The following is a 17968-nucleotide window of genomic DNA, read 5'->3' as shown; positions in this document are numbered from 1 at the left end:
CGTTATAAACCTTTCTCCTCCATTTGTCGCTTACAGGTTATACAATACCGTGCCACGGGATTTGCTTCAAGTCTTTTCTCGCTGATCTTCTCCTCGCATTCCTCGCAGATCCCATAGGTCCCCTTGCTCAATTTGTCGAGGGAGTTGTCGATGTCCTTGAGGATGGTGAGATCGTTGTCGCTGATGCTCATCAGGATGTCCGCGTTGTAAGTGTTGCTCGCCGCGTCGGCCATGTCCTGGATCCCATCCGTCCCGAGGTTATATGAATCCTCTTTGAGCTTCTTCGCCTTGTTGAGTATGTTCTCTCGCATTTTGAGAAGTCTCTTGCGGTAGAATTCAACTTTTTCCTTATTCATTCCCCACCTCTGTGTTCTTATTTTCGTTCTTGACCCTATGTCTTTTTGCTTCGATCCACAGGCTTTCCAGGTCGTAGAGTTCCCTGAGCGGTTCGAGAAAGATGTGGACGATGACGCTCTGATAATCGAGGATGACCCAGCGGCCCTCGTCGTACCCTTCCACTGCGAGCGGCCTCACTCCTTGCTGTTTCATGCCTTCCCGTATCCCGTCCGCGACGGTCCTCACGTGGCGTTCGCTGGTGCCTCCGGCGATGACGAAGTGATCGGCGATGTCCGTGAGACCGCTTAAGTCCATTATGACAACATCAAGGGCCTTTTTGTCATCCGCCAGTCTTCCGCATATCTCCACCATGTCATCGGTTTTCATCTGAGAACCTGTACAACCCCCTTTCAATTATTATCTTCTCCACACCGGGCGGCACGAGGTACCTGATGGACCGTTCGCCCCTGAGGAGATCTCTTATCTTCGTCGAAGAGATGTCCATCTTCGTCACCGGGTAAAGGTGTATCTTCCTGCCCGATTCGTGGCGGTACACACCATCTCCGAGAACCGTCAATTTCCCGCGCACGGCCCCGGGCAGCATCTCCGGAATACCGGACGGGGGCGAGGCTGGCCTAGTCATGACGATAAAACCGGCATGATAGAAGAGCTCTTCGTAATGGTACCACGTGTGTATCTCCCGGAAGGCATCGACACCGATGATGAAATAGATATCATCGAAACGCCTCTCCAGTCTTTTCAGCGTATCGATGGTGTAGGATACCCCTCCCCTTCGTATCTCCATGTCGGAGACCTTGAAAAAGGCATTGCCTCTGACGGCAACCCTCAGCATCCTCAGGCGCTCGCCGGGGAGCCCGCCCGCGGCTTCCTTGTGGGGAGGGACGTGGGAGGGGATGAAATAGACGCTGTCCAGGTGAAAATCCTCCCTGATCTCCTCGGCGACGCGCAAATGCCCCATATGCACCGGGTTGAAGGTTCCGCCGAAGACGCCTGTCGCCATTGTACCGTCCCTACGTCCGCAATTGCCCATCACCAAAGGCGATGAATTTCGTCACTGTGAGTTCCTCGAGGCCCATGGGCCCGAAGGCGTGGAGCCTCGTGGTGCTGATCCCCATCTCCGCGCCGAGACCGAGCTGGAAACCGTCGTTGAGCCGCGTCGAGGCGTTGACGAGCACCAGCGAGGAATTGACCTCGCGGAGGAACCTCCAGGCCCTGTCGTAGTTCGCCGTTATGATCGCCTCCGTGTGGCTCGACCCGTACTTTCTGATATGGTCGATGGCCTCGTTCATGTCCGCGACGACCCTGATTGCCAGGGTGAGGTCGAGATATTCCGCTGACCAGTCTTCCTTCGTCGCCCTGCCGATGTCCTTGAGAATGGCCACCGTCCCCGGACAACCCCTCATCGTCACACCCTGCCGGGCGAGTTCCCTGTGTGCCTTCGGGAGGAAGGCCTTCGCGATCTTCTCATGGACGAGGAGCGTCTCGAGGGCGTTGCACGTTGCCGGCTTCTGGACCTTGGCGTTGACGACGACGTCGACGGCCATCTTGAGGTCCGCCTCGTCGTCGATGTATACGTGGCATACACCCTTGTAGTGCTTGAGAACGGGTATGCGGGAACGTTCCACGATGTTGCGGATAAGGGCCTCGCCTCCCCGCGGTATGACGAGGTCTATCTCTTCCTCCCTTTCGAGAAGGGTGTAGATGTAGTCGCGGTCCGCGGTATCCACGAACTGGACGGCATCCGGGGATATCTTCGATCCTTTCAGCGTCTCCACGATGAGCCGGTAAAGGGCCCTGTTGGAATGGTACGCCTCCGACCCCCCTTTCAGGATGACGCAGTTGCCGCTCTTCAAGCAGAGGGAAAAGGCCTCTATGGTCACGTTGGGGCGGGACTCGTAGATGATGAGGATGACGCCGATGGGGATCCTCATCCTGCCCACGAGAAGATTGTTGGGCCTTTTCCAGACCTTGACGATCTCCCCGACGGGGTCCGGAAGGGCCGCCACATCCCTCAAGCTCCCCTGCATCTCCCTTATCAGCTTGTCGTCGATGCGGAGACGGTCGATGAGGCTCTTCGCCATGCCTTCCTTCTCGGCGGCGCGGACGTCCTTCATGTTCTCTTCGTACAGGTAGTCCTGGTTCTTCCCGAGCGCGTCGGCAAGGCGCTCAAGCACGCCGTTCTTCTCGTCCGTGGACGCGTGTGCCAGTACATCGGACGCGCCTTTCGCCTTCTGAGCAAGCCTTTCCGGTCTCATATCACCACCATGTTGTCCCTGTGGACCACTTCTTCCGTGTATTTATATCCAAGCTCCTTCTCTATATCAAGACTTTTCAGGCCCTTTATCCTGTCCATCTCGGAGGAGGAGTAGTTCGCGATGCCCCGGGCGACGACAGTCCCCGAAACGCTCTTCATCTCCACACAGTCGCCGCTCGTGAAATGGCCGTCGGTCCGGACGACGCCCGACGGCAAAAGGCTCTTGCCGTTCTCCACCACGGCACGCTCGGCGCCTTCATCGATCACTATGACGCCCTTCGGTTTGAAGGCGAAAGCGGTCCACCACTTGCGGCGGGCAAGCTTCCGCCCGGGGAGGAAGAGGGTACCGACCTCACGCCCGTCGACAACCCTCAGGATCACGTCCTTGCTGCCCCCGAGGACGACGCGCGTGGGTATCCCGTACAACCCCGCCTTTTTCGCGGCCTCAAGCTTGCTCACCATGCCGCCGACGCTCTTCTCGCTCGCCGACTGTGCCGCCGTCCCTTCTATCTCCTCGTCGATCCTGTGGACAACGGGGATCATCTTCGCGTCGGAATAGCGGTTGGGATCGCGGTCGAAGAGCCCTTCCACGTCGGAGAGAATAAGAAGAAGGTCCGCCGTCGCGATCTGGGCGATAAGGGCCGACAGGTTGTCATTGTCGCCGAACTTTATCTCCGTGAAGGAGAGGGCGTCGTTCTCGTTGATGACGGGGACGATGTCCATCTTGAGGAGGGTATCGAGCGTATTCGTCAGGTTGAGACAGCGCGTCCTGTTCTTTATGTCTTCATGGGTGAGCAGTATCTGGCCCACCTTCATGCCTTTCTTCTCGAAGTTCTCGCGGTACATTTTCATGAGGAGCACCTGGCCGATCGATGCCAGGGCTTGCCGCTTCGCGATCTCTTTCGGCTTTCGGACGAGGCCGATGGTCTCCATGCCGCAGCCGATCGCTCCCGAGGAGACAATGATGACGTCGATGCCCTTCTCCTTGACCTTCCTTACCTGCCGGGCGATGTCCCCGATCCTGCCGGTGGAGATCCTCTTCTTTTCGTCGAGCAGGACGGAGGTCCCTATCTTGATAACGAGACGGTTCATGTGCGCGCCGCTTTTCTTCATGGTTCAGACCGCCCGGGTGAGGTTCTGCCTCAGCGCCTCGACACCCCCGGAGATCGCCGAGACGAGATCGTCAATTCCTGCGAGGGTGAGGGCGCTGACGACGACCGCCTTCTCTCCCTTCCTCGTGAGATATGACCTCCACCGGGCGGCCACGTCCGGGGTCACGAGGTCGGCCTTGTTGAGCACCACGAGCCTTCGCTTCTCAAGCATCGCCTCGCTGTAGCTTCCCAGTTCCTCGAGAAGGGTCCTGTAGTCTCCCTTCACGTCGCCGGAGGAGAGGTCGAGAACGATGAGAAGCGCGTTCGTCCTCTCTATGTGCTTGAGGAAGGCAAGCCCCAGGCCCCTGCCGCTCGACGCCCCCTCGATGATGCCCGGGATGTCGGCGATGACGAAGGTCTTTTCGTTGTCATCGAGGACCCCCAGGGCAGGGGTGAGGGTCGTGAAGGGATAATCGCCGACCTTGGGTCTCGCCTGGGTGAGGCGGGAGATGAGCGTTGATTTCCCTGCGTTGGGATGGCCGACGAGGCCGACATCGGCGAGGAGCTTGAGGTCAAGGTGAAGCCAGCGCTTCTGCCCTTGCTCTCCGGCATCGAACTCAAGGGGGGCCCGGTGGGTGGAGGTGACGAACCTCGTGTTTCCCCTGCCGCCCCTGCCGCCGCTCGCCGCGACGCGGGTCTCACCGTCCTTGAGAACCTGGAACAAAAGCTCCGAGGTATCACGGTCGTAAACAACGGTGCCGAGGGGCACGCTTATTATGACGTCCCTGCCTTCCCTGCCGGTCTTGTTCTTTCCCGCTCCGGCTTTTCCGTTCTCAGCTTTGTAGTTGCGCTTGTATCTGAAATCGTGGAGGCTTGCGAGGTCTTTCTTCCCTGCTATGATAACGTCTCCTCCCTTCCCGCCATCACCGCCGTCGGGTCCGCCTCGCGGAATGAACTTCTCTCGTCGGAAACTTACACAGCCACTCCCACCTTTTCCGGACTCAACATATATGATCGCTTCATCTATGAACTTCATCAAACAGGTACGACATGCGCCCTTCTTCTGTCACCTGCCATGTCGAACCTCACGATCCCGTCTATCAGGGCAAAGAGGGTGTCGTCCTTGCCGATGCCGACATTCTGTCCGGGATGGATCTTCGTTCCGTGCTGTCTGACGATGATGCTTCCGGCCTTTATGGCCTGGCCGCCGTATATCTTGACGCCGAGTCTCTGACCCTTGCTGTCCCTGCCGTTGCGTGAGCTTCCGCCCGCTTTCTTGTGCGCCATGTTATGCCTCCACTGTGATCTTCTCTACAAGCAGTTCCGTGAAAGGCTGCCTGTGGCCTCTTTTGACCTTGTAGTCTTTCCTTCTCTTGTACTTGAAGACCGTGACCTTCTTGTCCCTGCCCTGCGCCACAACCTTTCCGTTGATATATGCACCTGAGACATAGGGGCTTCCAATGAGTGTGGTCTCTCCCGTATTGACGGCAAGAACGTTTTCGATCTTCACTTCGTCGCCTTCCACTCCGGCGAACTTTTCGAGCCTCACTTTCTTACCTTCTTCGATCCTATACTGCTTCCCGCCGTTCTCAATGATCGCGTACATGTGATACTCCTTACCTTAGGTTCTGAAAAAAACTACATATATTATGATAAGGACGCGGAAAAAGTCAATAGAAAGGAGTACCTTGCCCATGGCCCCACCCAAAACTATGGACTTTTGGCCCGCTATCCGTTATATTGATGTGCATCGGGGCGTAGCGCAGCATGGTTTAGCGCACCTGCTTGGGGTGCAGGAGGCCGCAGGTTCAAATCCCGTCGCCCCGATATTCTATTTCTCGAGACCGGGTACTTCTTGCTTATCCTTCTCACCAACGACGACGGTATCCATTCAAGGGGGATCGTCACCCTCGGCAGGCATCTGTCGGAAAAACACGACGTGTACATGGTCGCCCCGGAGCGTGAACGGACATGCGTCGCCCACGCGGTGACGCTCCACAAACCGTTGAGGGTCCGCGAGCTTTCCCGCGGCGTGTACGCGACGAACGGCACGCCCGCTGACTGCGTTCTCCTCGGCGTCCACGCCGTCCTCCCCCGGCGACCCGATCTCGTCGTCTCGGGGATAAACACGGGACCGAACATGGGCCGGGACGTGAACTATTCCGGCACGGTCGCGGCAGCGAGGGAAGGGGGCTTCCTGGGGATCCCGTCGATGGCCGTTTCCGTCTGCGCACGGGAGGGGTTCCTCTTCGACGACGCGGCGGGGGTCGCGTGCATCGTCGTGGAGAGACTGACGGAAGGGGTCTTTCTCGAGGGCACCGTCGTGAACGTCAATATTCCCAACCTTCCGCGGGAAAGGCTCAAAGGTTTTTCCGTGACAAGGCTCGGCAAAAGGATATATAATGATATTGTTCACGAAAGGGTCGATCCGCGGGGCCGGAAATACTATTGGATAGGCGGCAACGGTGAAAGATACGAACGCAGGCGCGGTACTGACTTCTACGCCGTAGAGAAGGGCTACGTTTCCATCACACCCCTGGGTCTCGATATAACGGACGCCGGTTCGATGAAGATTTACCAAAAACACTTCAGGAGGTTGTTATGAAGATGACGTTATCCATTATCAAAGCTGACATCGGTAGCATCGGCGGGCATATCAAGCCCAGCAAGAAACTGATCAAGCGGGTGATAGAATTCGTAGAGTCCGAAGGCAAAGATCTCATGAGCGACTTTTTCGTGAGCCACACCGGTGATGACATCGCCATACTCTTCGCCCACACGAACGGAGTCGGTTTCGAGAAACTCCACAAACTTGCCTGGGACGCCTTCCTCGCGGGAACCCAGGTGGCAAAGAAGCAGGGACTCTACGGGGCGGGCCAGGACCTTCTGAAAGACTCCTTTTCGGGCAACGTCAAGGGCATGGGGCCGGCCGTCGCGGAGATGGAGTTCGAGGAGAGGCCGAACGAGCCCTTCGTCATGTTCGCGGCTGACAAGACGGATCCCGGCGCCTATAACCTGCCCCTTTACCTCATGTTCTGCGACCCCATGTACAACTCGGGGCTCATTCTCTCGCCCAACATGGCGAAGGGTTTCAAGTTCGTCATCATGGACGTGGAGCACACCGAGGGCGACAAGGTCATCGAGCTCAATGCTCCTGAAGAGTTGTATGATATAGCCGCCCTCCTCAGGGACAACGAACGCTACGTCGTCGAATCGGTCTATTCCCGGGAGACCGGCGAGATCGCCGCTTCCGCCTGCACCTCCCGGCTCCACAACATAGCCGGCAAGTACACCGGCAAGGACGACCCCGTCATGCTCGTCCGCTGCCAGGGTCCCTTCCCCGCCACGGGCGAGGTGCTCGCGCCCTTCAACATCGGCCACTACGTTGCCGGCTTCATGCGCGGAAGCCACACGGGTCCGCTCATGCCCGTCAAGATGAACTCCAGTGTGTCTTACTTCGACGGCCCGCCCGTCGTATCCGCCATGGGCTTCTGCGTCCACGAAGGCAAGCTGACGGAAGCGGCCGACTGCTTCGATCATCCCTACTGGGACTACATCAGGAACAACGTCTCGCGGAAGGCCACCGAGATCAGACAGCAGGGCTTCTCCGGCGCGGCAATGCTCCCTTACAGCGAGCTGGAGTACGGCGGCATCGTAAAGAAAATGGAGAAACTGGAACCAAAGTTCAAGGTTAGAGGATAAAAACGTTTTAAGTTTTAAGTGTTAAGTTTTAGGCAAAGACCGTGTCAGGCCTCAACCACTCAAGGCTTGACATGGTCTTTGTCTTTCACTTAAAACTTAACACGAGCTTTTGATATGAAATTTGTTATCGAAAATTTCGGTTGCCAGATGAATGACCATGATATGGAGAAGATGGGGTCCGTCCTCATCGATCACGGGCACGTGGCGGCGAAGGACGTCGACGATGCCGACGTCGTCATCGTCAATACGTGCTGCATCAGGGAAAAAGCGGAGCAGAAGTTCTACAGCCTCATGGGGAGGCTCCAGCATCTGCGCAGGAAAAAGGGGACCATCCTGGGCGTGACGGGGTGCATCGCCCAGCAGGAGAAGGAAAATGTATTCGAACGGTTGCCTTTCATCGATTTTTCCCTGGGCCCCTCCAGCATTCACCTGATAGCCGAGGCGGTCAAGAACGCCGCGGACCGCATCCGCACGTCCGCGTTCGGCGACAACGGGCGCTCGCCGTCCCTTCTTATCAGGCCCCATAACACCCGCAAGGGGGTCAAGGGCTACGTGACCATCATGAAGGGGTGCGACAACTTTTGCAGTTACTGCGTGGTGCCCTACGTGCGGGGGCGGGAAGAAAGCAGGAAAAGCGGGGACGTCCTTGCCGAGGTCCGCGAAATGGCGGAGCGGGGCATCGTGGAGGTAACACTCCTTGGCCAGAACGTCAACTCCTATAACAATGGTAGTGATGACCTCTCCTTCTCGGAGCTCCTGTGCGAGATAGACGCGATACCGGGGATATCCAGGCTCCGTTTCGTCACGTCGCACCCCAAGGACATCTCACCGGAGCTCATCGCCTGCTTCGGCACCTTGAAGACGCTCTGCGAATCGATCCACCTTCCCTTCCAGTCGGGCTCCGACAGGGTCCTCGCCCTCATGAACAGAGGCTACACCTCCTCGGAGTATCTTGCCAGGGTCGAGGCCCTCAAAGAACAATGTCCCGGGATCGCCTTCACGGCCGACTGCATCGTGGGCTTCCCCGGCGAGAACGAGGGCGATTTTGAGGCGACCATGAGGCTCATGGAGACCGTGCGGTTCGACGGGGTTTTCTCCTTCATATACTCGGCCCGGAGATCCACCGCCGCGGCCCTCCTCCCCGGCAGGGTGCCCCCGGCCATCGCCCACGAGAGGCTCAGCCGTTTCCAGAAGAGACAGAGGGCGATAACGCTCGACTCCAACAGGGCGATGGAGGGAACCCGTGTCGAGGTCCTCGTTGAGGGCCAGAGCAAGAACTCCACCGATGAACTGTCAGGAAGGACGCGGACAGGCAAGATCGTCAACTTCAGGGGCGACCCCGGGCTGGTTTACAAATTAGTGGAAGTGGATATAATAAAAGGGTATGCTAATTCATTACGGGGAGAACTACCGGATACCCCGGGGAGGTAGACGATGCTCAAAGAGATGAAGGTCGCCGGAATAACCGTCGACCCTTTTACCAATACGCCCATCGTTCTCCTGAAGGATTCGGAGGAAAAGGACGTCCTCCCCATCTGGATCGGGCTTCTCGAGGCATCAAGCATCGCAACAGCCCTGGAGAACATTGAGACGCCGAGACCCATGACGCACGATCTTATCAAGAACCTGCTCGACAGCCTCGGGGTAAAGATCCTCAAGATCGAGGTGAACGACCTCAAGGACAACACGTATTACGCCCTCATCCACCTCGACGTGAACAAGAAGAGGATGGTCATAGACTCGCGTCCCAGCGACGCCATCGCCATCGCTCTTCGCACGAACGCCCCCATCTTCGTCGAGGAAAGCGTCATCCAGCGCTCGGCGAAGGTGGACCTCGCCACTCAGAAAGGCGACAAGGTGGTCACGGAAAGCTCCGATTGGGAGGACATACTGGAGAACCTCTCTCAGGACGATTTTGGAAAGTACAAGATGTAGCATGATCGATCTGCACACACATACGCTGTTGAGCGACGGCGAACTCCTCCCCCTCGAACTCGCCCGCCGGGCAAAGGTCAAAGGTTATCGGGTACTCGGCATATCGGACCATGTGGACCAGACGACCATAGAGCATGTCGCCGTATCCATCCTGAAACTCCTGAAATACGCCGAGCTGCACGAGGGCCTGAGGATCGTGGCGGGGGCCGAGCTCACCCACTGTCCGGCGAAGCAGATCGGTGAGCTGACGGCGCTGGCACGCAGGCTCGGCTTTTCCTACGTTGTCGTCCACGGAGAGACCATCGCGGAGCCCGTGGAGGAAGGGACCAACGCCGCGGCTATCGAGGCGGGTGTCGACATCCTCGCCCATCCCGGCCTCATCACGCCGAAAGAGGTGGAGGCGGCGAAAGAGCGGGGGGTCCTTTTGGAGATAACAACGAGGAAGGGGCATTCCCTGACGAACGGTCATGTAGCGAAGCTGGCGAAGGCCGCGGGGGCCAAACTCGTCCTCAACACCGATTCACACAGTCCATCGGACCTCGTCACCGACGCGGAGGCCCTGAGGGTGGCACTGGGGGCGGGACTCGGCGAAGAGGATTTCACCGCCATGCAGCAGAACGCGGAAGCGCTCATCCGGAAGATAACAAGGTAAGGACAATGAAGCTCTCCATCAGTGACAGTGTCAGGAACATACCGTACTACCCGAAGGCCCTCATGTACGGCCACGAGGACGGATGGGTCCGCCTGTCGTCCAACGAGAACCCCTATCCCCCTTCGGAGAAGGTCTTCGAATCCATACTCGACGCCCTCTTCGCGATCAACCGGTATCCGGGAGGAGAAAAAGAGCTCAAGGACGACCTTGCGGGCCTCTACGGCCTCAAAGGGGACAATTTCCTCATCGGCAACGGCTCCAACGAACTGATCGAGATGACCTTCAGGGCCATGAAGCATGCCACACGCACGGGCGTCATCGTCACCGAGTCCTCATTCGCCTTCTATGACATCGCCGCCCGGATCTACGGGTACGAGACGACAAAGGTGCCCCTGACGGACCTCTCCACGGACCTCGGGAAGATAGCGGCCGCGATGGACGACCGGACCCGGATCATCTTCCTCAACAACCCCTTGAACCCCACGGGCACCATATACCACCAGGAGGAGTTCGAACGCTTCATCGGTTCCATCCCGCCCGACGTTCTCCTCGTCGTCGATGAGGCCTACGCCGAGTTCGCCGAGATCGAGACCTTCCCCAGAACACTCGCCTTTGTAGAAGAGCACCCCGTCCTCATCCTGAGGACCTTTTCCAAGGCCTACGGTCTCGCCGGCCTCAGAGTCGGATACGGGATAGGCGACGCAGAGCTTGTCTCCTTTCTCGACAGGACGAAGCAACCCTTCAGCATCAACCTCATCGCCATTCTCGCCGCCCGCGCCGCGCTCAACGACGACGTTCGCCTCGCCGCCGTCCTCGCCAACAACAGGGCAGCGAAAAGCTTCTACTACGACTCCCTGAAGGCGCTCAACCTCGAATACACACCCACGGAAGCCAACTTCGTCCTCGTCAAGCTTGGTCCCCGGGCCGAGGAGATCACGAAAAGGCTGTTTGAGCGAAAGGTCCTCGTGCGCTTTATGGGAGCCTACGGCCTGCCCGACTCCATCCGCATCTCCTTCGGCACCCCCCACGAGAACACTCGCTGCATCGAAGAGCTGAAAAGACTCCTTTAAGCCGCCTCAACAACAGCCTTGCCTCTCGCCCGTTCCTCACTTCGCTCGTCTCTCAAGCCCGCAGAGGACGCAGAGAAAAGATCCGGCCGGATTTCGAAGCCTTCCAAGATCCAGCCGGCCTTGCATCCCGTCTGCGACGGGAGGGACATGAAAAGAATCCTTTCCAGGTGGGGGGATGGAAGTCTTGGGGGGTAAGGTAGTATGGGGGTTGGAGGATGGGGTATAGGACCTATGAGACATATAGGACTTATAGGACCTATGACTACAGGGGGGGATGAGAGGGGATAACTTCTTCAGGATAAAGAGCCCATATTGTTTCTCTCCCGCCGGGACGGCGGGACGAGAAGGCCGCCGGATTTTGGTAGGCTTCGAAATCCGGCGGCAATCTTTTCTTTCTTTTCTCCTCTCTCTGCGTCCTCTGCGGTCTTGAGCGAAGCGGGCGAGAGATAATATCTTTGAGTTTGCCCCCGCTCTTACCGCACGATGAATACAACGAACGGGCGTGAGATAAGGTCTTTGAGCTTGCCCCCGCTCCCACCCCTCTCCCCGCGCGGTGTTGCGGGGTTCGGCTTTGAATTTCACTGAAAAGTGGTATATACTGACTACCTGGCATCAGTTTTTCAGGCTGCGGGAAACAACGTGACTCCGAGAAAGAACAAGATCATCACCATAGACGGTCCGAGCGGTGCCGGCAAGTCGACCATTGCCAGGCTCCTCGCTTCGACGGCCGGATACACGTACATCGATTCCGGCGCCATTTACCGCGGCATCGCATACGCCTACAAGACGAGGAAGAACGAGGAGACCATCGAGGAACTCCTCCAGACGCTCCCTCTATCCTTCGAGTTCGGTGGTGATACGCGGGTCGCCCTGGCGGGCAGGGACATCTCCGGCGAGATCCGGCAGCCCGATATCTCACTGCTCGCATCCTCTCTGTCACAAAAACAGGTCGTGAGGGATTACGCGAACGCGATCCAGCGCAAGCTGGCCGGACAGGGGAAGGTGGTCCTGGAAGGGCGCGACACGGGCAGCGTCGTTTTCCCTGACGCCGATATCAAATTCTACCTCGACGCCCGTCCCGATGAACGGGCAAACCGCAGATATAACGAACTTGTGTCGAGGGACCCGGGCCACGCCCTGTCCGCAGTGAGGGAAGACATGGAAAAGCGGGACAGGAACGATTCCGAACGGGCCATCGCCCCCCTCGTCGTCCCGTCCGACGCCATAGTCCTCGACACAACGGGAACAGATGTGCAGGGCGTCCTCAGGATGGTCCTCGCGCATATCGATAAGGAGGACGGCTCGTAGAATGAAGGTGGTCAAAACGAAGAACATCGGCTTCTGTTTCGGGGTCAAGCGCGCCATCAAGATGGTCCTCAAGGCCGCCGGGGAGACGGGTGGAAAGGTCTTCACGCTGGGACCCATCATCCACAATCCGCAGATGGTGAACCTCCTGAAGGAAAAGGGCGTCACCCCTGTCGATGATGTCCGCGAGGTCACGGACGGAACCATCGTCTTCAGGACCCACGGCATACGGAAGGATGAAGAGGAGTATGCCCGGACAACGGGCCTCAAGATCATAGACACGACGTGCCCCTTCGTGAAGCGCGTTCGAAAGCACGCAAAGTACCTCGAGAAGAGCGGCTACCAGGTCGTGATCGTCGGCGACAGGAACCACCCCGAGGTCAAAAGTGTCTTGAGTTATTTGGATAACGATGGTATTGTACTACAGGAACCAACAACATTGGCCGCCAGGAAGGTGGGAGTTGTAAGCCAGACCACCCTCGATAAAGGCACCTTCGTCGGCATCGTCAAGGAGCTCATCGCAGGCGTGGAGGAGCTGAGGATCTACAATACAATTTGCGAAAGCACCCAGATACGACAAAATGAGGCCATAGAGTTATCGGGCAGTGTCGATATGATGTTGGTAGTAGGGGGGAAGAACAGTTCCAACACCACAAAACTCTACAAGGTCGTTCACAAGGTACAACCAAACACCCATCATATCGAAACCGTTGACGATCTCCGGCCGGAATGGTTTCAGAACGTATCCCGCGTGGGTTTGACGGGAGGCGCATCAACTCCCGACCTTATCATAGATATTGTTGAGGGGCGTGTAAAAAACTTTTAGGGGGCACAGGACCATGGTGGAGACAGATTCCGGGACACCGAAAGATAACTCACAGGAGGACATGCAGGCCCTGTACGAAACGTCGATGAAAAGCCTGCAGGAAGGCAATGTCCTGAAAGGCAGGGTGATCAACATCACCGGCGATTCGGTCATTGTGGATGTGGGTTTGAAGTCCGAGGGCATAGTCTCCCTCCAGGAATTCCCTCCGAAAGAAGGAGAGGCCCAGCCTGTCAGCGTCGACGACGAAGTGGAAGTGATGGTCGTCGGCAGGGAAAAGGAGTCGGGTCTCCTGAGACTCTCGAAGAGGAGGGTCGACGAGATAAAGACCTGGGAAAAGATCGACAGGTCCCTCGAAGACGGGACACCCCTGGAAGGCCATATCCTGAACGAGGTCAAGGGCGGATTCATCGTCGATATGGGTATCAACGCCTTCCTTCCGCTTTCGCAGGTAGACATCAAACCCGTCAAGAACCCGGCATCCTTCGTGGGAAGGAACCTGAAATTCAAGGTCATCAAGTCCAACCGGAGAAAGGGCAGCATCATCGTTTCGAGGCGTGTGCTCCTCGAAGAGGAACGGGATAAGAAAAGGCAGGAATTCTGGAAGAACGTCAAGGACGGACAGATCCTGTATGGCTTCGTCCGGAACATCACCGACTACGGGGCCTTCGTCGACCTCGGCGGTGTCGACGGTTTTCTCCACATAAACGACGTGACATGGGGAAAGATAACCCATCCCAAGGAATACCTGAGGATCGGGGACGAAGTGAAGGTCAAGATCATAGCCATCGACACCGAGAAAGGACGTGTCTCCATAGGCATGAAGCAGCTCAAGACCGACCCATGGCTGAAGATAGACGAGAAATACCCCGTCGGAAGCAAGGTCAAGGGCAAGGTCGTCGGGATCGTGGAATACGGCGCATTCGTGGAACTGGAGCAGGGACTCGAGGGACTGCTTCACGTCAGCGAGATGAGCTGGGACAAGAAGTTCAAGAACCCCGCGAAGCTCGTCAACAAAGGCGACAACCTGGAACTCGTCGTCCTCAAGATCGACCTCGAGAAGAAACGCATCTCCCTGGGCCTCAAACAGCTGGCCCCTGATCCCTGGGACGATCTCGAGGTGAATTACCCGCCCGGCTCCATCGTGAAAGGCAAGGTCAAGAACTTCACCGAATTCGGCATGTTCGTCGGTATAGGCAACGGCATCGACGGACTCGTGCACATGTCGGAGCTCTCCTGGTCCCGGAGGAAAAAGACGTTCCAGGAGCAGTTCAAGAAGGGCACCACCATAGACGCCTTTGTCCTCAACATCGACAAGACACAGAAAAAGTTCTCCCTCAGCATCAAACGTCTGAAGGAAGATCCCTGGAAAGGGGTGGCGAGCCGCTATTCCACGGGTGATGTCATCGAAGGCCACATAACGAGCATCACCGATTTCGGTGTCTTCGTCGAGATAGAGGAGGGGATCGAAGGCCTCGTCCACGTCTCCGAGATGGACGAACTCCAGGGTAAACAGCCTTCGGAGGTCTTCACCCTCGACGACACCATACAGGCAGCGATCCTCAACATAGACGAAAAGGACAAGAGGATAGCGCTCAGCACCAGGGTGCTTCGCAGGAAAGAGAACCGGGTGATCACGGAGACGCGCGAGGAGAATACAGGTGCTTTCTCAACTCTCGGCGACATTCTTGAACCGGCCATGAAGAAGAATGGCGGCGATACCACGGATTGATCCGAAGGAAGGAGAAGAATGACCATTAGCCAGGATCTGCTCGATATCCTCTGTTGTCCCAAATGCAAGGGCGACCTTGTCCTGACGGCCTCCGGGGACGGTCTCACATGCGCCGCCTGCCGTCTTCTTTATCCCATCCGGGACGGCATACCCGTGATGCTCATCGAGGAAGCCCTGCCGATCAACGGCGACGATCCGAAATAGGTTCGTGTGATCGCGGATATCGCAATCATCTTTCTTATCAAGGCACTGCAGCTTTGCCTCATGGCCCTGCCCGAGAGCGCTCGCCGGGGCACCGGTCGATGGCTCGGAAGGATGGGCTTCACCCTGCTGAGGAGACGTCGGAACATTGCCATCTCCAACATACGCAGGGCCTTCCCCGATCTCGCCCCCGGCGAGGCCAAAGACATTGCCCTCTCCTGTTTCCAGAAGCTCGGCACCAACATGATAGAGCTCATTCTCGTCCCCTTTCTCCCTCTCCGCGAGGTCCCGGAGCGGTTCTCCCTCGAGCCGAAGGACATCGTCGAGACAACCCTCGGGGCAGGCCGCGGTGTCATCGCGCTCACCTTCCACTTCGCCAACTGGGAGATCATGGGCATAACCTCCAGGCTCCTCAACCAACCCGTCGTGGCCCTCGCCCGGCCCCTCAAGAAACACGTCCGTCTCAACACCTTTCTCAATCGCCTCCGGGAATCGACGGGCCTGACCATCATCGTCAACGCCAACACCGCGAGGGAGGTCATGCGCCTGCTCAAGAAGAACGCCATCATCGCCATCCTCGGAGATCAGCGCGAAAAGCGGTCCCGCGGGGTCTTCGTCGATTTCTTCGGCCACAAGGTCCCCACATCGAAGGGCACCGCCATGATCGCCATGAAGACCGGCTGCCAGGTCGTCCCCTGCTATCCCGTGCGCAAGGGATTCCTTCGCTACACCATCATGTGCGGCCAGCCCATCCTCATGGAACGCGACGGCGACATCGACGACCTCATCGCGAAGAACACCCGCAAGATCAACGCCTTCCTCGAAGACATCATCCGCCAGTACCCCGACGAATGGTTCTGGGTCCACCAGCGGTGGGGAAGGAAAAGACCCGCTTGAATCGCTTGAAGGGGCACCGCCGACGGGCATTGCCGCTTGTCGGCAGGATGTGGCGCTGGCTTTTCAGGTCTTCTTTCTTCTATAGATCAAACGGTCTATGGTCCAGCCCAGTTTTGAGGTGCGGTTCATTTGGTCGCGTTTTTGGGACATCCTTTTTGTGATCCTGTCGCCGGAGAGACGTTCGTATGTGCGCAGGAAGATGAGGCGTTCCCTGTCGTCTATGGGGCGGCCGAAGAGAGAGGCGTACTTCCTGACGAATCTGTCGAGGCGCCAGAACATCCTTTCGTAATCGCTCGATGCCACTTCCTTGCGGTATGCCTTGTCGAAGTCGAGCAGGAAAAGCCCCCCGTTTGAGGTCGCGAGGACGTTCCTGAGATGCAGGTCGGGATGATAGACCCCCAGCCGACCCATCTCAAAAAGTGTGGAGGCGAGCTTCTTCGCCATCCTCAGTCGTTCCCTCACACCGGCAGAAAAAAAGTATGCCACGAGATCACGGGCATCGGGCAGAAAGAGGGACAGAAAGTAAAGTTTCCTGCAAGACGCTTGCTTTTCGACAACATAGCCCACCGGGCTGATCACCGGAAATCCTCTTTCCTCCAGGTAGGCCGTCACCTCAAGTTCCCTGAGAGCCCTTTCCTCGCCGAGGAAGTTGGCACCCGTCACCCCCCGGAGCCAGCCGCCATGGAAGTACTGCCTGCAAACCACCGTCCTGCCCCCAAACTCGAAGACCCCCGGCGCGCCCCGCCCCCCGGTGAACCTCCTTGCGGGCCTCTCGATCCCGGCAACAAGCTCTGCCATATCCACCGACTCCCCCCGGTGAACAAAGGCATACCTCCCTTCCCGTTCCCTCTTGAGTTTTCCCATTTTCCTGATTGTATACGATGCAAGCACATTTTTCCACGGAAACAAGAGAAAAGCCCCCCGGACGTCTATATGCCTGGCGGGCACATGCCAGCCATCAGGAACATTCTGTTTCTTTGTCTTTAGCCTGAGACCTGAGACCTGAAACTTGAGACCTGAAACTTGAAACCTGCAACGGTCTTCACACCTCCATCTCCATCCCGTCTTCCCCCAGGAGGTACGGTGCGTGGAGCACACCGGTCCAGTCGTCCCAGTCGGGATAGAGGTGGGTGAGAATGACGCGTTTCGGCTCCGCCTTCCTTACTATCCTGTCCAGGGCGGCAAAGTTCAAATGTCCCTTCACCTTCCGCTCGGGAAAGGCGCACTCGGCAACAAGTGTATCTGTCCCGTCGGCCAGCCGGACAAGGTTCGCGGAGACGTCGGTGTCACCCGAAAAGGTGACGGACCTCTTTTCGTCGATCCTCACGGCGATGCTTTCCGGATTGTGGTTCACGGGAGCCGTCGTGACGGTGAGCCCCGCCATCTTCCGGGAATCATTGACCAGCCTCAGCATGGTCAAATCGTAGGTCTTCGGTACGATCCAGGGATAAACCGCGCACAGCCCCCGGTAGAACCGGGCGAGGCCCTTCCCGCCGATGACCGTGAGCGGCCTTCTTCGGGGAACCCTCCCGTAGTTGCAGGCAAAAAAGAATGTGGAAAGGTCCGCCGTATGATCCACGTGGAAGTGGGTGAGGATTATGACATCCACGTCGTCGACTTCATATCCCCTCTCCAGGAGCCGCCTCACAACGGCCGGACCCACGTCGACAAGGACCTTCACCCTGCGCGCCGTCACGAGATACGCCGACGACCCCCGCTCAATTCTCGGAATAGCCGTCCCGGTCCCAAGGACAAGCAGCTTCATAAGGGGAAGAATAAAACAGATGAGCAGGAGAAATCAAGACAACGGAAAGACGGTTTGAACCGCTTGAACAGCTTGAGTGACTATGTTATAAAAGCCCCTTGCCCGACAGACAGTTAAAAGGCTACCATCTTTCTTGAACCATTAACAGTGGTGCAGGAACACCACAATTAAAAGAAAGGGAGGT

General features: G+C 57.5%; 21 protein-coding genes and 1 tRNA gene. 12 read left to right on the top strand and 10 right to left on the bottom strand.

Translation table 11 applies throughout. From position 1 onward, the window contains the following. Nucleotides 1-2 precede the first annotated feature (2 nt). The 8 genes from GXX82_01290 to rplU are packed head-to-tail and all read right to left on the bottom strand — an operon-like array spanning nt 3 to nt 5308. A complete protein-coding gene (locus GXX82_01290) occupies nt 3-356 on the bottom strand; it encodes a TraR/DksA family transcriptional regulator (GenBank protein ID NLT21660.1) in 354 nt (117 codons plus the stop codon). Next, nucleotides 349-723 (bottom strand): ribosome silencing factor, encoded by a 375-nt coding sequence (rsfS, locus tag GXX82_01285; protein ID NLT21659.1) that lies wholly within the window; start codon nt 721-723, stop codon nt 349-351. Before rsfS ends, GXX82_01290 begins: the two co-directional genes overlap by 8 nt. Next, complete coding sequence (gene nadD, locus GXX82_01280; GenBank protein NLT21658.1) at nt 710-1357, bottom strand: nicotinate (nicotinamide) nucleotide adenylyltransferase; 648 nt, start codon at nt 1355-1357, stop codon at nt 710-712. The genes rsfS and nadD overlap by 14 nt, the downstream gene beginning before the upstream one ends. Before the next feature lie 10 nt (nt 1358-1367). After that, nucleotides 1368-2612, bottom strand: coding sequence for a glutamate-5-semialdehyde dehydrogenase (locus GXX82_01275; protein ID NLT21657.1), 1245 nt, complete (start codon nt 2610-2612; stop codon nt 1368-1370). Beyond that, nucleotides 2609-3724 (bottom strand): glutamate 5-kinase, encoded by a 1116-nt coding sequence (gene proB / locus GXX82_01270; protein ID NLT21656.1) that lies wholly within the window; start codon nt 3722-3724, stop codon nt 2609-2611. The genes GXX82_01275 and proB overlap by 4 nt, the downstream gene beginning before the upstream one ends. A 3-nt stretch (nt 3725-3727) precedes the next feature. Further along, a complete protein-coding gene (gene obgE / locus GXX82_01265) occupies nt 3728-4738 on the bottom strand; it encodes a GTPase ObgE (GenBank protein ID NLT21655.1) in 1011 nt (336 codons plus the stop codon). Continuing rightward, the gene (gene rpmA, locus GXX82_01260) at nt 4738-4989 is read right to left on the bottom strand and encodes a 50S ribosomal protein L27 (protein ID NLT21654.1); all 252 of its coding nucleotides are present in this window, start codon (nt 4987-4989) and stop codon (nt 4738-4740) included. The genes obgE and rpmA overlap by 1 nt, the downstream gene beginning before the upstream one ends. A 1-nt stretch (nt 4990) precedes the next feature. Continuing rightward, nucleotides 4991-5308, bottom strand: a complete 318-nt coding sequence (gene rplU, locus GXX82_01255) for a 50S ribosomal protein L21 (protein ID NLT21653.1) — start codon at nt 5306-5308, stop codon at nt 4991-4993. A 145-nt stretch (nt 5309-5453) separates the two neighbouring features. Between rplU and GXX82_01250 the strand changes: the two genes are divergently transcribed. From GXX82_01250 to GXX82_01195, 12 genes are all read left to right on the top strand, one after another. Beyond that, a tRNA-Pro gene (locus GXX82_01250) sits at nt 5454-5529 on the top strand. 28 nt (nt 5530-5557) lie between these two features. Next, nucleotides 5558-6307, top strand: coding sequence for a 5'/3'-nucleotidase SurE (gene surE / locus GXX82_01245; GenBank protein NLT21652.1), 750 nt, complete (start codon nt 5558-5560; stop codon nt 6305-6307). Continuing rightward, nucleotides 6304-7404, top strand: a complete 1101-nt coding sequence (locus GXX82_01240) for a fructose 1,6-bisphosphatase (protein NLT21651.1) — start codon at nt 6304-6306, stop codon at nt 7402-7404. Before surE ends, GXX82_01240 begins: the two co-directional genes overlap by 4 nt. Nucleotides 7405-7518: 114 nt before the next feature. Further along, on the top strand, nt 7519-8835 hold the full coding sequence (miaB, locus tag GXX82_01235; GenBank protein NLT21650.1) for a tRNA (N6-isopentenyl adenosine(37)-C2)-methylthiotransferase MiaB: 1317 nt from the start codon (nt 7519-7521) through the stop codon (nt 8833-8835). Between the two features lie 3 nt (nt 8836-8838). Next, nucleotides 8839-9339: a bifunctional nuclease family protein gene (locus tag GXX82_01230; GenBank protein ID NLT21649.1), complete on the top strand. Its 501-nt coding sequence runs from the start codon at nt 8839-8841 to the stop codon at nt 9337-9339. 1 nt (nt 9340) lies between these two features. Further along, nucleotides 9341-9991 (top strand): histidinol phosphate phosphatase domain-containing protein, encoded by a 651-nt coding sequence (locus tag GXX82_01225; GenBank protein NLT21648.1) that lies wholly within the window; start codon nt 9341-9343, stop codon nt 9989-9991. Nucleotides 9992-9996: 5 nt separating this feature from the next. Beyond that, nucleotides 9997-11061 (top strand): histidinol-phosphate transaminase, encoded by a 1065-nt coding sequence (gene hisC / locus GXX82_01220; protein NLT21647.1) that lies wholly within the window; start codon nt 9997-9999, stop codon nt 11059-11061. A 639-nt stretch (nt 11062-11700) separates the two neighbouring features. Then, nucleotides 11701-12369: a (d)CMP kinase gene (locus GXX82_01215; protein NLT21646.1), complete on the top strand. Its 669-nt coding sequence runs from the start codon at nt 11701-11703 to the stop codon at nt 12367-12369. Between the two features lies 1 nt (nt 12370). Continuing rightward, nucleotides 12371-13192, top strand: a complete 822-nt coding sequence (gene ispH / locus GXX82_01210; GenBank protein ID NLT21645.1) for a 4-hydroxy-3-methylbut-2-enyl diphosphate reductase — start codon at nt 12371-12373, stop codon at nt 13190-13192. 13 nt (nt 13193-13205) lie between these two features. After that, entirely contained in the window at nt 13206-14921 is a 1716-nt protein-coding gene (locus GXX82_01205) for a 30S ribosomal protein S1 (protein NLT21644.1), read from the top strand. A gap of 18 nt (nt 14922-14939) precedes the next feature. Beyond that, nucleotides 14940-15125 (top strand): Trm112 family protein, encoded by a 186-nt coding sequence (locus tag GXX82_01200; protein ID NLT21643.1) that lies wholly within the window; start codon nt 14940-14942, stop codon nt 15123-15125. 6 nt (nt 15126-15131) lie between these two features. Further along, nucleotides 15132-16019 (top strand): lysophospholipid acyltransferase family protein, encoded by an 888-nt coding sequence (locus GXX82_01195; protein ID NLT21642.1) that lies wholly within the window; start codon nt 15132-15134, stop codon nt 16017-16019. A 63-nt stretch (nt 16020-16082) separates the two neighbouring features. Here the strand turns inward: GXX82_01195 and GXX82_01190 are convergent, their stop codons facing one another. Together GXX82_01190 and GXX82_01185 are read right to left on the bottom strand one after the other, a co-directional pair. Then, the gene (locus GXX82_01190; protein ID NLT21641.1) at nt 16083-16817 is read right to left on the bottom strand and encodes a hypothetical protein; all 735 of its coding nucleotides are present in this window, start codon (nt 16815-16817) and stop codon (nt 16083-16085) included. Between the two features lie 244 nt (nt 16818-17061). Next, nucleotides 17062-17784, bottom strand: coding sequence for an MBL fold metallo-hydrolase (locus tag GXX82_01185; protein NLT21640.1), 723 nt, complete (start codon nt 17782-17784; stop codon nt 17062-17064). Nucleotides 17785-17968: the final 184 nt, after the last annotated feature.

Origin of the sequence: Syntrophorhabdus sp. (assembly GCA_012719415.1) — a bacterium.
GTDB lineage: Bacteria > Desulfobacterota > Syntrophorhabdia > Syntrophorhabdales > Syntrophorhabdaceae > Delta-02.
This window is presented reverse-complemented; position numbering and strand designations above follow the sequence as displayed.

Coding starts and splice junctions, on each gene's coding strand:
- GXX82_01240 (NLT21651.1), top strand. CDS start 6,304: ATGAAGATGACGTTATCCATTATCAAAGCTGACATCGGTAGCATCGGC.
- nadD (NLT21658.1), bottom strand. CDS start 1,357: ATGGCGACAGGCGTCTTCGGCGGAACCTTCAACCCGGTGCATATGGGG.
- GXX82_01185 (NLT21640.1), bottom strand. CDS start 17,784: ATGAAGCTGCTTGTCCTTGGGACCGGGACGGCTATTCCGAGAATTGAG.
- rplU (NLT21653.1), bottom strand. CDS start 5,308: ATGTACGCGATCATTGAGAACGGCGGGAAGCAGTATAGGATCGAAGAA.
- miaB (NLT21650.1), top strand. CDS start 7,519: ATGAAATTTGTTATCGAAAATTTCGGTTGCCAGATGAATGACCATGAT.
- ispH (NLT21645.1), top strand. CDS start 12,371: ATGAAGGTGGTCAAAACGAAGAACATCGGCTTCTGTTTCGGGGTCAAG.
- rsfS (NLT21659.1), bottom strand. CDS start 723: ATGAAAACCGATGACATGGTGGAGATATGCGGAAGACTGGCGGATGAC.
- GXX82_01205 (NLT21644.1), top strand. CDS start 13,206: ATGGTGGAGACAGATTCCGGGACACCGAAAGATAACTCACAGGAGGAC.
- GXX82_01230 (NLT21649.1), top strand. CDS start 8,839: ATGCTCAAAGAGATGAAGGTCGCCGGAATAACCGTCGACCCTTTTACC.
- GXX82_01200 (NLT21643.1), top strand. CDS start 14,940: ATGACCATTAGCCAGGATCTGCTCGATATCCTCTGTTGTCCCAAATGC.
- rpmA (NLT21654.1), bottom strand. CDS start 4,989: ATGGCGCACAAGAAAGCGGGCGGAAGCTCACGCAACGGCAGGGACAGC.
- GXX82_01275 (NLT21657.1), bottom strand. CDS start 2,612: ATGAGACCGGAAAGGCTTGCTCAGAAGGCGAAAGGCGCGTCCGATGTA.
- obgE (NLT21655.1), bottom strand. CDS start 4,738: ATGAAGTTCATAGATGAAGCGATCATATATGTTGAGTCCGGAAAAGGT.
- proB (NLT21656.1), bottom strand. CDS start 3,724: ATGAAGAAAAGCGGCGCGCACATGAACCGTCTCGTTATCAAGATAGGG.
- hisC (NLT21647.1), top strand. CDS start 9,997: ATGAAGCTCTCCATCAGTGACAGTGTCAGGAACATACCGTACTACCCG.
- GXX82_01190 (NLT21641.1), bottom strand. CDS start 16,817: ATGGCAGAGCTTGTTGCCGGGATCGAGAGGCCCGCAAGGAGGTTCACC.
- GXX82_01225 (NLT21648.1), top strand. CDS start 9,341: ATGATCGATCTGCACACACATACGCTGTTGAGCGACGGCGAACTCCTC.
- GXX82_01290 (NLT21660.1), bottom strand. CDS start 356: ATGAATAAGGAAAAAGTTGAATTCTACCGCAAGAGACTTCTCAAAATG.